At 74.6% G+C, this 13,831-nt stretch carries 7 protein-coding genes; all 7 read right to left on the reverse strand.

Annotation, left to right across the window (positions count from 1 at the left end; all coding sequences use genetic code 11):
• On the reverse strand, window positions 1–1,068 hold a 1,068-nt coding region (locus HCN51_RS44020), incomplete at its 3' end, for an NAD-dependent epimerase/dehydratase family protein (RefSeq protein WP_168017929.1).
• Window positions 1,065–2,912, reverse strand: coding sequence for an AMP-binding protein (locus HCN51_RS44025; protein ID WP_168017930.1), 1,848 nt, complete (start codon window positions 2,910–2,912; stop codon window positions 1,065–1,067). The genes HCN51_RS44025 and HCN51_RS44020, both read right to left, overlap by 4 nt.
• Before the next feature lie 14 nt (window positions 2,913–2,926).
• Window positions 2,927–3,946: a 3-oxoacyl-ACP synthase III family protein gene (locus HCN51_RS44030; RefSeq protein ID WP_168017931.1), complete on the reverse strand. Its 1,020-nt coding sequence runs from the start codon at window positions 3,944–3,946 to the stop codon at window positions 2,927–2,929.
• On the reverse strand, window positions 3,943–11,412 hold the full coding sequence (locus tag HCN51_RS44035; RefSeq protein ID WP_168017932.1) for a type I polyketide synthase: 7,470 nt from the start codon (window positions 11,410–11,412) through the stop codon (window positions 3,943–3,945). The genes HCN51_RS44030 and HCN51_RS44035 overlap by 4 nt, the downstream gene beginning before the upstream one ends.
• Window positions 11,413–11,534: 122 nt before the next feature.
• On the reverse strand, window positions 11,535–11,912 hold the full coding sequence (locus HCN51_RS44040) for a DUF6114 domain-containing protein (RefSeq protein WP_168017933.1): 378 nt from the start codon (window positions 11,910–11,912) through the stop codon (window positions 11,535–11,537).
• On the reverse strand, window positions 11,903–12,481 hold the full coding sequence (locus tag HCN51_RS44045; protein ID WP_168017934.1) for a DUF6230 family protein: 579 nt from the start codon (window positions 12,479–12,481) through the stop codon (window positions 11,903–11,905). Before HCN51_RS44045 ends, HCN51_RS44040 begins: the two co-directional genes overlap by 10 nt.
• A 197-nt stretch (window positions 12,482–12,678) precedes the next feature.
• Complete coding sequence (locus HCN51_RS44050) at window positions 12,679–13,797, reverse strand: hypothetical protein (protein WP_168017935.1); 1,119 nt, start codon at window positions 13,795–13,797, stop codon at window positions 12,679–12,681.
• Window positions 13,798–13,831: the final 34 nt, after the last annotated feature.

The raw sequence follows: 13,831 nt of genomic DNA on the forward strand, positions 1-13,831 counted from the left end.
GAGGTGGTCAGGCTCCGCGAGGTGGTCAGGCTCCGCGAGGTGGTCAGGCTCCGCGAGGTGCCCCTGCTCCCCGAGGTGGCTGGTCTCCGCGAGGTGGGTGGTCAGGCGGGCCAATCCTTCGGTGGTGCTCACCCGCGGCCGGTAGCCCAGGTCGCGGCGGGCGGCCGACAGGTCGAACCAGTGCGCGGTGGACGCCTGCTCCACCAGGAACCGGATCGGCGGCGGCTCGAACGGCAGGTGGAGGGCCCGGGCGAGCGTGCGTCCGTGCTCCAGGAGCGTGGCCGCCGCCTTCACCGGCCCGAGCGGCAGCCGGCGCCGCACCGGCGGGTGCCCGGCGGCGGCCAGCAGCGCGTTCACCCACGTGCCGAACGTGCAGGGCTCGTCCTGGGCGATGAAGTAGGCGCGTCCGCTCAGCGGCGAGCCGGGCCGCAGCCGGTCCAGGGCGAGCAGGCAGGCGTCGGCCGCGTTGTCGACGTAGACGGTGTCGATGGTCTTGTCGGCCGGGCCGAGCAGCCACAGCAGGCGACGGGCGGCGGCGAGGCGGGGCAGGAAGTGCGGGTCGCCGGGACCCCAGATGAGGTGCGGGCGCAGCGCGAGCGCCGGCAGGCCGCCGTCGGCGGCGGCCAGGACCAGCTGCTCGGCCAGGGCCTTGGAACGGGGATAGGGCGCGGTGAAACGGCGCGGGTACGGGATGGTCTCGTCCACACCTTCCAGGTCGCGTCCGTCGTGGACGACGCTGGGCGAGGAGATGTGGATCAGGCGGGCGCCGTGGCGGGCGCAGGCGTCGAGCACGTTGCGCGTGCCGTCCACGTTGATCCGGAGGTAGTCGCGGTCGCGGCCGAGCACGCCGGCCAGGGCGGCGCAGTGCACTACCGCCTCGCAGGCGGAGACCGCGGCGTGCACGGCCGCCGGGTCGCACAGGTCGGCCAGGTGCTGGGTGAGGCCGAGCGCGTCCAGCTCGGGGTGGCGGCGGCGGTGCAGGGTGTGGACGGTGTCGCCGCGGGCGGCCAGCCGCCGGCACACGGCCCGACCGAGGAACCCGCTCGCGCCGGTGACCAGGACCTTCATCGGCGTCCTGTCCGCAGCGGGGACGCGGCCCAGGCGGCGAGGACGTGGCGGCGGATCTTGCTGTTGTGCCGGGCGTCCATGGGGAAGGCCGGATGGAACAACACCTCCCGGATGCCGGAGGTGCGGGAATGGCGGGCGGCGTGTTCGAGGACGGCGGTCCGGACGTCGGAACGCCGGGCGCCCGGCTCGCGCTCCACCACCAGGACCGGGCGTTGCGCGCCGGGCGGGCCGCCCTTCTCGAACACGCCGACCAGGGCGGTACGGCGCACCCCGGGCAGGGCCGCGAACAGCGGCTCGACGTGCTCGGTGCACAGGTCACCGCCGAGGGTGTGGACACGCTCGGACTTGCGGCCGGCGAACCACAGCCTGCCGTCGCTGTCGAGGTGGCCCAGATCCCCCATACGGTGCCAGACCCGGCTCCCGTCGGCGATCCTGGCCAGGGACGTGGCGCGGGGATCGTCGAGGTAGGGGTCGCCGAGCGCCGGGGAGGTGACCACGATCTCGCCCACGGTGCCGGTCGGCACGAGGAGTTCGTCGTTCCAGCGGCTGATCGGGCGGTCGGTGACGCCGATGACGCGCACCTGCACGCCCGCCACCGGACGGCCCAGGCACGTGCCGGCCCCCGGATGCTCGGCGGCGGCGGCGCGCAGGTCTGCGCCCTCGATCGCGGCCACCGGCAGGCACTCGGTGGCGCCGTAGACCGACAGCACCCGGGCCGCCCGGGGCAGGCAGCGGCGCACCCGCTCCAGGGTGGGCAGCGGCAGCGGGGCGCCCGCCACCACGACGGTCTCCACCGGGCCGAGCACCACGCCCCCGGCGACACAGTGCCGGGCCAGCCGGTCCAGCAGCGCCGGAGCCGCGAACACGGTCGCCACCCGATGGCGCAGGATGTCGCCGGCCAGGGCGGCGAAGTCGGCGCGGATCGGCCGCCGCGGGTCCACGTCGGGGAGCACGGCGCTCGCTCCCAGGGCCGTGGCGGCCAGCGCGAACGGCAGGAACGTCGACAGCGTGGCCGTGCCCGGCCGGACGAGGCGAAGCCCGTCGAGCAGATCCAGCTGCGCGGTCAGGTGGCGGTGCCGCAGCGGCACCCCCTTGGGCGGGCCCGTGGACCCGGAGGTGCAGGCGATCAGAGCGAGGTCGCCGGCTGACGGCGGCCCGGTGGATCCGGAGGTGCCCGTGCTCAGGGTGAGGTCGCCGGCTGACGGCGGCCCGGTGGATCCGGAGGCGCCCGTGCTCAGGGTGAGGTCGCCGGCTGACGGCGGCCCGGTGGATCCGGAGGCGCAGCTGCTCAGGGCGAGGTCGTCGGTTGCGGGCGTGCGCGACGGCGGGCCGGTGGGCTCGGAGGCGCGGGCGGTGAGGGCGATGTCGCCGGTCGCGGGCCGTCCTGCCGGATGCCCCGGCGGGCGGCGGCGTGCCGCGGCTCGCAGGCTCGCGAGGGTGGGCCCCGGCCAGAGCCGGCGCGGCCCCACCGTGACGATGACGCGGCTGCTGCGCCGCGCCCAGCCGAGCGCCAGCCGCGCCGCCTGGGCGAGCGGGACGCCGATGAACGCCTCGGGGGCGGCCCGTTCCAGGCAGCGCCGGACGGCGGCGACGGGCATCCCCGGGTCGACCAGCACCGGCACGGCGCCCAGCTTGAGCAGCGCCAAAGCCAGCGCCACGAGCTCCACGCCGGGGTGCACCAGCAGCGCGGTGCGCATGCCGTGCCGCACCCCGGCCAGGGCCAGCGCGGCGGCGGTCTCCTCCACCGTCCGCGCCAACTGCGCGCAGGAGACGGCCCGGCCGCCGGCGTGGCAGGCGACCGCGCCCGGCCGGTCGTGGAAGTGCCGGTCGAGGAGCTCATTCACGGTGATGTCCGGCGTCACCACTTGACCACGACGATCCCGACGCTGAACCCGCTGGCCAGCCCGACCAGGGCGACCAGGTCGCCGCGCCGCACCCGCCCGGCCGCGACCGCCTGGACGAGCTGGACGGGCAGCGTGGCCGCGATGAGGTTGCCGTGCTGGGCGATGGTGACGACGACCTTGTCCTGCGGGATTCCCACGTGCTCGCAGAACTTCCACAGGGCCGGCAGCGACGCCTGGTGCACGCAGACGGCCGCGAAGTCGTCCCAGGCCAGGCCGAGCTCGGCGATCGCCTTGGGCAGCACGGTGAGGTCGGTGCGTTCGAGGCTGCGGGCGAGCTGGACGGCGTTGACGGTGAGCGGCTCGATGACCGGCCAGTCGGCCGCCGGGTCGGTGGTCAGGTTCAGAGCCCGCACGGTGGCCGCTTCCCAGCCGGCCGAGTGGGCGGTGAACCGGTGGCCGAGCACGCCCGGCTCCGTCGCGGCCTCCAGCAGCAGGGCGGCCCCGGCGTCGCCGACGGTGTAGGCGGCGGCGAAGGTGAAGAACTCCTTCGTGTCGCGCAGCGTCCAGGGCATGAACGCGGTGGCCATCTCGCCGGAGCAGATCAGGACGCGCCGGTGCCGCCCCGCGGCGATGAGCGCGTCGGCGACCTGGATGGCGTTCAGCACGCTGTTGCAGGCGTTGCGCACGTCGAACGCCAGGCAGCCGGCGCCGAGCTTCGCCGCCACGATGGGCGCGGTCGCGGGCTCGATCAGGTCCATCGTCACGCTGGCGAAGAGGAGCAGGTCGAGGTCGTCCGCCCGCAGGCCCTGCTCGGCGAGCAGCTGCCGGGCGGCGTGGACGGCCAGGTCCGACGGTTTCTCGTGCGGTGCGGCGATGTGCCGGCGCCGCACCCCGCTGCCGCTGTGGATGACGCCCCGGGGCAGCTCCAGGGCGGGGTTGCGCTCGGCGAGCCGGTCCTCCAGCTCCGCCGTGCTCATGGTGGCCTGCGGCAGGTGGGCGGCCACGCCGGCCAGCCGGGAGCGGACGGGAGTCATCGCGGGTCCTTGGCGGATTGGAGGCCGAGGTGCAGCAGCGCCGTGCGGGTGATGTCGTTGATCGTCCCGGCGCCGCGGGCCAGCTCCATGGGCGGGATGTCCACGCCGAACTGGTGCCTGATGGACACGAGCAGGTCGGTGGCCATGAGGGAGTCCATGCCGTACTCGTCCAGCCGCCGGTCGGGGTCGATGTCGGCGGCGGGGGTGAGCAGCACGGTGGACAGCAGCTCGGTGAGGTGCTCGGCGACGTAGGCGTGCATCTCCTCGCCGCTCATCGTCGCCAGCCTCGCCAGCAGGTCGCCGGTGTCGAGGTCGAGGTCGGCGCCGGGCGGCAGCACCGACGACAGCCACGGCCTGCGCAGCCCGGGCAGCAGCTGCCGCATGCGGGCCCAGTCGCAGCGGCCCACGGCCGCGACGTCGGCGTCCTCGGCGAGCATGTCGTCCACGGCGGCCAGCGCCTTGCTGGTGGTCAGGGCGTGGATGCCGAGCTTGGCCAGGGCTTCGGCCTGGGTGCCGTGGGCCAGGACGCCGGTGTCGGCCAGCGCGCCCAGGCAGACCGCCAGCGCCGGCCGGCCCTGCGCTCTGCGCCGGCGGGCCAGCGCCTCCAGGAACAGGTTGGCCGACACGTACGGCGCCTGGCCGATGTTGCCGATCGTGGTCAGCGACGAGTACAGGACGAACGCCTCCAGGGGCAGGCCGGCGGTGATCTCGTCGAGGACCAGGGCGCCGGCGATCTTGGGGCGCAGCACGGCCCGGATCCGGTCGTCGGACAGGTCGGCCAGCGCGGCGTCATCGAGGTGCATGGCGGCGTGCACGACCCCGCGTACCGGGTGGCCGGCGGCGTCCAGCTCGCGCAGGATCTCGCGCATGGCGTCGCGGTCGGTGACGTCCGCGGCGTACGCGCGGGCCCGCGTCCCGAGCGCCTCCAGCTCCGCCAGCAGCGCGGGCGCCTCGGGGGTGTCCGCGCCCCGACGGCTGACCAGCGCCAGGTGCCGCACTCCCGAGCGGGCGAGGTGGCGGGCGGTGGCCGCGCCGAACCCGGTCAGCCCGCCGGTGATCAGGTACGTGCCGCCGGACCCGCGGCCCGGCCGGACCGGCCGCGCGCGCATCATGATCGGCTCGTCGCGCGGATCGAGGGACACGACGATTTTCCCGATGTGCCGGGAGTGCCGCATCAGCGCGAAGGCATCGGCGACGCGCTCGGCGGGATACACCGTGTGCGGCAGCGGGCGCAGGCGGTCGAGGAGGGAGCCCGCCACCCTGCCTTCGGCGACCACGGACGGGTTCTTCCACAGCAGGGTGCCGACGTCCACGCCGAAGAACGCGATGTTGTCGCCGAAGGGCCGCAACGGCAGGTGCCCGCTCTCGTAGATGTCGCGCTTGCCCAGCTCGACGAACCGGCCGCCGTGCCCCAGACACTCCAGGCCGCGGCTGATGGCCTCGCCGGCCAGCGAGTTCAGCACGACGTCCACGCCGCGGCCCCCGGTCAGCTCCCTGACCCGCTCGGCGAAGCGCATGCTGCGCGAGTCGAGGACGTGCTCGGCGCCGAGCGCGCGCAGCAGGTCGCGCTTGGCGGGGGTGCCGGCCGTGGCGATCACCTGGGCGCCGATCAGCCGGGCGTACTCCAGCGCGGCCAGCCCGACACCGCCCGCACCGCCGTGGACCAGCACGGTCTCGCCGGGCTTGAGCCGGGCGCAGTTGTGCAGCGAGTGGTAGACGGTGGAGCAGGCCATGGGCAGGGTGGCGGCCTGGGCGAACGTCATCCCGTCCGGCACGTGGCCGGCCACGGCCGCGTCGACGAGGGCGTGGCTGCCGAACCCGACCGGCCCCGGCGCCGCCACCCGGTCGCCGGGCCTGACCCGGGTGACGCCCGGACCGACGGCGACGACGGTGCCGGCGCATTCCAGGCCCAGCTCGTGGCCGCCGAAGACGGCTTCGACCGCTTCGGCCGGCAGCAGGTTCACCACGAACATCACGTCGCGGTAGTTCAGCCCGATGGCCCGCACCTCGACCAGCGCCTGTCCAGGGCCCGGCGTGGGCGGCTGCGTCCGTTCCCAGCCCAGCTTGTACGACAGGCCAGGGTCGGACACCGCCAGCCGGAAGGCGTCCGAGGAGCCCGCCGACACCGGGACGGTCGGGGTGGGCGTCCCCACCAGGCGCGGGACGAACCGGCCCCGCCGGGTCAGCAGGATCTCGTCCTCCACGCCGGGGGCCAGCAGCTCGGCCGCCAGCCGCGCCGCGTCGGCGTCGTCCGCGCCGGTGCGGTGCAGGCACAGCCGCCGCAGCTCGATCCGGGGCTGCTCGTTGGCCAGCGAACGCGCCGTTCCCCAGGTGGCCGCGTCCTGTGAATGGACGGAGTCGCCCGCGAGATCCGGCTCCGGGAGCGCGCCGCTGGGCCGGCTGACCAGCCACAAGGTGATCCGCGCGTCGGGCGGCAGCTCCTCGCAGGCCAGGGAGATCGCGCGCAGCAGGGCGGCCCGCCGGGTGACCTGCTCGACGACCGCCTCGGCCGCGGGCTCGTCCCCCGCCCCGCCGAGGACGACCGTGAGCGTGACGCCGCCGGCCGACGCGTGGATCCGCGCGGACCAGTCGGCCGGCTCGTCGCTGAAGGGCGACACGCTCACGTGCGCACCCCGGCTTTCCAGGGACGTGGCCAGCGCGGCGGGCAGCGCGTCCCGATCATCCTCGGCGAGGATGATCCAGGTGCCTTCGGCGGCCGGTGCGGCCTGCTCGCGACTCGTCGGGACGGTGCCGGGCGCCGTGGCGAGCAGCACGGAGAAGGCGTCGGCGTCGGGATCGTCCTCCAGGCCCGCCCGCACGATGTCGGTGTAGCCGGCCGCGGCCAGCACCTGCGGCCATCGCCGGCTCGACAGCAGCGGCGAGTCCGGCCGGACGTCGGAGTCGGCGAAGTCCCAGAGCTGCGGCAGCAGGCCGGCGAAGGGCAGCAGGGACTCCACCCGGTGCGGCTCGGCGATCAGCAGCTTGCCGCCGGGGCCGAGCAGGGTGGCCAGCCCGCGCAGTGCGGCGGTCACGTCCCGGGCCAGGTGCACGCAGCCGGCGGCCACCACCAGGTCGTAGCCGCCCGCGGCCTGCTCGGTCAGGTCGCCGTTCAGGTCGAGCAGGCCGTATTCGACGAAGTCCACGTCGGAGAAGCGCTGCCGGAGCTGGGCGAGCGCCGGCTCGGCGGCGTCGGTGACCGTGTAGCGGGTGCGGCCGGCCGGCAGGATCGGCAGCAGCGAGGCGGTGGTGCCACCCGTTCCCGCGCCCACCTCCAGAACGCGCAGCGGCCGGTCGGCGGGCCAGCGCTGGACGATCTGCGCCACCAGCGCCCGCGCGGTCCGGTTGGCGAACAGGCTGACCGGCCCGATGTCGTGCACCTGGTCCAGCAGCTCGGCGGCGCCGCCGGAGGTGAGGACGTCGGCCGCCTCGCCGCGCAACAGCCGGGGCAGGTGCAGGGCGGCCCGTGCCGCCAGCGCGGTCTGTGCCGTGAACGGGGTGCCCGCGCAGAGGTCGCGCAGCGCCTCGGCCGGGTCCCCGGCGGGCGGGGTGAGCCGTACCTCGTGCTCGCCGAGGCGTTCGAGCAGGCCGTGCCGCTCCAGGAGCGGCAACGCCGCCCGCAGCATGCGCCGGTGGTGTGGTTGCGCACAGGCGGCGAGCAGGTCGTCGGTCGTGAGGAGGCGCGCGTCCTGTCCCGTGGCATCGGCCTCCTCGCCGCGCTCGGCGGAGGTCAGCTCGATCAGCGCTGAGGTCAGCGCGCGGGCGAACGCCTCCTCCAGCCGTGCCGTGTACGCGCCATGATCGACGTCCCGCCAGGCCGCCCGCAGGGTGGCGAGCCGTTCGGCGGCCCCGGCCAGAAGCTCTTCGGGATCGGGCGCCGGCCATGCTCCCACCGGCTCGCCGGGCCGGGGCGCCGCCCGCAGCTCGACGTGGTACCGGCTCACCGGAGTGACATGGACGCCCGGGATCCGGCGCAGCCTGACGCCGGTCAGCTCGGCCGCCACCCGGCCGCTGCCGTCGGCCACCGTGATGTCCCAGCAGACCTCCTCGAAACTGCCCGAGGTCTCACGCACGTGCAGCAGGCCCTCCGGCTCCGGCCGGGACCACAGCCGGACCGCGCCGACCGCCGCCGGCATGTAGCCGGTGCCCGACCGCAGCGCCTCCACCAGCCGCACCACCCCTGCCTGCAACCCGCTGTCCAGCAGCACCGGATGGGCGACGTAGCGCTCGTCGCGCTGCTGCGGGCAGGCGTAGGTGGCCAGGACCTCGGTCTCGGCCGTCCACAAACCGGTCAGGACCTGGAACTCCGGCCCCCATGCCATGCGCCCCTCGGCGGCCCGCGCGTAGTAGTCGGCCACGTCGACAGGCGTGGCGATGCGGGAGCGCAGCTCCGCCACGTCCAGTGGCGGCGGGGCCGCGCGCAGCAGCGGGCGCACCCGCGCCCGGGCGTGCTCGCGCGGATGCTGCCCGGTCAGCGTGGTGCTCGCCACCGTCAGCAGGCCCGTCTCGGGCCACAGCGACGTCTGTACGCACATCTGCTCCGCGCTCGGCCCCGGCACCGCCAGAGCCCGGGTGATGGCCATCTGGTCGACCTCGACCGCCTCGCCGGCCTCCGGGATCGCCAGCCGGCCGGCGGCCAGGGCCATCTCCACGTAGCCGGTCGCGGGCATCACCGCCACCCCGCCCGTGCGGTGCTCGGTGACCCACGGTGCCAGCACCTGGTTCAGCTCGCCGTACCAGGTGGGGGCGAGCATCGGCAGCCGCTGGCCGAGCAGCGGGTGCTGGATCGCCGGATCGCCGATCGTGCGCGCCCAGGAGAGCGGGGTGCCGATCCAGTGCCGCTGCCGCTGCCACGGGTAGGCCGGCAGCGTGCGCACCTGGCCGCGGCGGGGGAAGTAGCGATCCCAGTCGATGTCGGCTCCGGCGGCGATGATCTGGGCGACCGCGCGCCGTACCGCCTGCTCTCCCGCCGCCGGGCTCTGCTCGGGGCGTCGCAGCGTGGGGACGACGGCCGCGCGCACGCGGCTCGTGCCGGACGCGCGGCGCAGGTAGGACTGCAGCACCGGATGGGGGCCGACCTCCACCAGCACGTCGAACCCGTCGGCGAGCGCCCGCTGCGCCGCGTCCGCGAACCGCACCGGGCGGCGTACGTTCCGCCACCAGTAGTCCGCGTCCAGCTCCTCGCCGGTCAGGGCGTCGCCCGTCACCGTGGACAGCATCGGGATCCGCGCCCGCGAGGGCCGCAGGTCCGCCAGCGCCGCGCACAACCCCTCGCGCACATCGTCCATGGCGGCGCTGTGGAAGGGGTAGTCGACGTCCAGCTCGCGGAAGAACACCTCGCGTGCGGCCAGGCTCTCGCCCAGCAGGCGCAGCGACTCCCCCGGCCCGCTCACCGTGACGTCCCGGTCGGAGTTCACCGCCGCGATCTCCAGCAGCGGGTGGCCGGCCAGGGCCTGCCTGGCCTCCGTCTCCGGCAGCCCGACCGCGGCCATGCGGCCCCGCCCGCGGGTCGCGGCCTGCGCGCGGCCCCGTTCGGCGATCACCTGGGCCGCCTGGCGCAGCGACAGCGCGCCGCAGGCGTAGGCGGCGGCCACCTCGCCCACGCTGTGGCCCAGCACCGCGCCCGGCCGCACGCCCGCCACGGCGAGCATCTCCACCAGGCCGGCCTGGACGGCGAACAGCAGGGGCTGCGCGACGTCGGTCTCCGACAGCCGCCACTGCTCCGGCGGCGCGGCCAGCTCCTTCGACACCGACCAGCCCAGCCTGGGCGTCAGCTCGGCGTCCAGCTCCTCGACGACCGCGCGGAAGGTGGCGTCGGCCAGCAGGTCGGCGCCCATCCCCGCCCACTGCGAGCCGTTGCCGCAGAACACCAGCGCCACCCGGCCGTGGGCCATCGCCTCCCCGGGCACCGCCTCCGACACCTCGGCGGCGGCCTCGGCCGCGGACGAGGCCAGCACCACGGCGCGGTGCGGGTGAAGAGCGCGCCTGCGGGTGGCGGTGTAGGCCACGTCGTAGAAGTCGGGCTCGTCCACCGACTTCAGGTGCTCGGCGGCACGGGTCACGGCCTCGGCCAGCGCCGCCGGGCCGCGCGCCGAGACCACGAACGGCAGCACGGACCCGGCCTGCTCGTCCTGCCGGGCGGGGCTGTCGTCGGGGGCGGCGGCGAGGGCCACGTGGACGTTCGCGCCACCGAACCCGAAGGAGTTCACCCCCACCACGGTCCGCCCGCCTCGCTCGGGCAGCGCCTGGGACCGGGTCGCGACGCTCAGCCCGAGCCCGTCGAAGTCGATGTCCGGATTGAGCGACGCGGCGTGCAGCGAGGGCGGGATCGTCCGGTGCCGCAGCACCAGCAGGGCCTTGAACAGCCCCGGCATGCCGGAGGCCGGCTCCAGGTGGCCGACGTTGGTCTTGACCGACCCGATCGGCAACCTCTCGGCCCGGCGCATGCCCAGCGCCCGCCCCAACGCCCGGCACTCGGCCGGGTCGCCCACCTGCGTGCCGGTGCCGTGCGCCTCCACGTACGCCACCTCGTCCGGGCTGACGCCGCACGAGTCGTACACCTGCCGCAGCAGCGCCTCCTGCGCCTCGGCGTTGGGCAGCGCTAGCCCCACCGTGTGACCGTCGTTGTTGGCGGCGGCACCCACGATCACGCCGTGCACCCGGTCGCCGTCGGCGAGCGCGTCGGCCAGCCGCTTGAGCACGACCACGCCGCCGCCCTCCGCGCGGACGAACCCGTCGGCGTCGGCGGAGAACGCCCGGCACCGGCCCGTCGGCGACAACATCGACGCCTGGCTGAACCCGACGAACCCCATGGGGCTGAGCAGCACGTTGATCCCACCGGCCAGCGCCATCCGGCAGGACCCGTCGGCCAGCGCCCGGAAGGCCCGCTCGACCGCCTGCAGCGCCGACGAGCACGCGGTGTCGATGGACATGCTCGGCCCGCGCAGGTCGAAGACGTGCGACAGCCGGTTGGACACGATCGACAGCGTCGAGCCGGACATCGCGTACGGGCCGACCGAGCCGGGCTCCATCGCCTGCAACGCCCCGTAGGAGGGGTCGGAGACGCCGACGAACACGCCGGTGTCGCTGCCGGCCAGGCGGGCCGGGTCGATGCCGGCGTCGTCGAGGGCCTCGGCCGCCATCTCCAGCACCAGCCGCTGCTGGGGGTCCATCGCGACGGCCTCCTTCGGCGAGATGCCGAAGTAGGCGGCGTCGAAGCTGGCGACGTCGTCGAGGAAGCCGCCCGCGCGGGTGTAGCTCCGGTTCAGTCTCGGGATGCTCTCGTCGACGTACCGGTCGGCCTCGAACCGGTCCGGCGGCACCGTGCCGACGAGGTCGTCACCGCGTACCAGGGCGCTCCACAGCGCCTCCAGACTCGTGATGCCGCCGGGGAGCCGGCAGCCCGCACCCACGATGGCCACCGACTGCCGGGGCCAGTGGTGACTCGTTTCTGCCTCACCATCACGCATGCCGTCGCCCTCTCCGTCGCTCCTTCCTTCACGCAATCATGGCTTTCGGTGATCCTGAAGTTACTTTGGGCTATCACGGGTGGTAAGGAAGCGTCCTGTGGAGGTAAGGCGGCCTGGTGCGATCAGTCTTCCTGCCGGGGCTCTCGTGGCATCCAGGCGAAGCCCAGCGACGCACCCCCGATGGCCAGGAGCGAGCCCAGCAGGAAGCCGCCCAGGTTCGACAGCACGAACGCCGACAGCGCCGCCATGACGGCCAGCACCGCGAGGACGAAGCGCTGCTCGGGCACGAACCACAACCCCGCGCCCATGGCGCCGAGGAAGGACCCCAGCAGGAAGGCCGCGTAACCGCCCACACCGGTGTGGATGATCACCCCGGTGCCGATCACCGGCGTCAGCGCGATCTCGGCCCCTGAGGCGATCAGCAGGCATCCGGCCCAGAACGGCCGCCGCCGCATCCAGGCCGCCACCGCACCGCAGGCCCCGCGAGCGCTCAGAAGCACGGCCGGACGTCCCTGCCGATCGCCACGCTCAGGCCGTCCACCATGAACGACCCTCCCATCACCATCCAGGCGTCCGCGGTGACGTTGCGCGCCGAGAACGTCAGCACTCCCACGCCGTAGTCGCCCCTCTTGCCTTTCAGCACGCTCTCGGTGCCCAGGACTCCGGCGTCACGATTGAGGACGACCGAGCCGAGGCCCACGTCGGCGCCCAGGGAGGTGGCCGAGATGCTCAGCCGGCTGACCTGCGACGGCTTCTCGCGATCGCGCGTGCCGAGCCGCACGGTGAACGGCCCCAGCGGAGTGTCCACCTCGGCCGACTGGCACAGCCCGTACACCTGCGCCGTACGCAAGGACAGGTGCAGCACCACGTGCTGGCGCCCGTCCATCGACCGCACGACGCCGGGGACGATCCCGACGCCCCGCCCCGACAGCTTGGCGGCCGACACCTTGATCTGCCGCCCGGACACCGCGAACGAAGCCGGCACCGCGCCCTGCGCCATCCCGGCCGCGAGGACGGCCAGTGCGGCAAGTGAGGGCGCCAGCATCAACCAGAACCGCTTCCACCTCATGCGCGACCCCACGCCGTGTTTGCTGTGTGCAATGAACCATAACGCAAAGTGACGGCATCGGTGTCGCCAAGCCGGGCGGTTCCGCGACGCGCTCCGCCACGCCGGCCCGGAGGCGGGCGAGCGGGTGCGGGTCACCCTTCATCCGGGGCGCGGGCACATCGACGGCGCCAAGGATCCCGAGCTGATCGGCAGGTGCGTCACCTGGCTGGCCGGGCACTGACAGGCACACAACCCGGCTCGGCGGTGGCCGCGTTCGGCAGGAACAGCGCCCCGAGCGCCAGCCCGATCAGCCCGGCGACGATCGGCGCACCGGTCCACAGCTCCGGTACGGCGGGCAGGCCGCCCCCGGCGACCGAGGCGGCCGCGATGTACAGCGACCAGGTGGCGAAGGCCGACGTCCCCGCGAAGGCCCAGTAGGCGGCCCGCCGCCCGGCCGACGGGCGCAGCCATCGGATCAGCACGTCGCTCACGAGCCCGGCGGCCAGGAACGCCAGGAGGATCGGCGGGTTCCCGACGTTCGTCCGGATGCCCGGCATGAGCGCGACGACGGCGTACATGATCGTCACCGAACCGGGCGGCAGCAGCCAGCGGCGCAGCAGGAACAGCACCGGGCTGAGCACGACGACGTTGGTGACGACCATCGCGACGGCCACGCGGTCGGCGCCGAGCGCGACGGGCCGGGGGCCGGAGCCGCGCGGCACTGCGCCCTGGTCCTGTGCCATGGACAACGCCTGGACGATGCCTTGGGGTCGGTACTGCAAGGCGTCGCCGTAGGACAGGAACAGCGACACCAGCGCGGTGGCGAACGCGAGCCCGATCAGGGCGGGCAGCAGCCGGCCGAGCCGCGGGCGAGCGCCGACGTCGGGGGCGGTCCACGCCGAGCGCAGCGGGGTCGTGATGATGAGCGTCATCGTCACGATGAGGCCGAGGTGCGACGGGCTGAAGAAGATGTCGAGGGTGGTCTCGATGCCGAGGACGGTGTGCCACAGCAGGTCGGCGAGCCCGAATGCGGCGAACGCCGGAATCGCCACCAGCCCGGCGAGGTAGCCCATGGGGACGGCCGCGAGGCCCTGCCGTCTGGCGCGTACGTTGCGCCACACCTGCCAGATGATCCAGCCGGAGACCGCGGCGAACCCGGAGTAGAACACCGCGTGCCAGGGGGTGAAGAACGTCTCCAGCTCGGCCAGGTTCGCGTGCGCCCAGGCGTCGATCATCAGGCCGACCCCGAACCACACCCCGAGCAGCGCCGTCACCAGGTCTGCCCGGGGAGACACCCACGTGCGGGGCTCTCCCGTTCCGGCTACGTCAGATGACACGTCGAGCACCCTTCGCCTCTTGCACCTAGCTAAC

This window comes from Nonomuraea composti (genome assembly GCF_012034275.1).
Classification (GTDB): domain Bacteria; phylum Actinomycetota; class Actinomycetes; order Streptosporangiales; family Streptosporangiaceae; genus Nonomuraea; species Nonomuraea composti.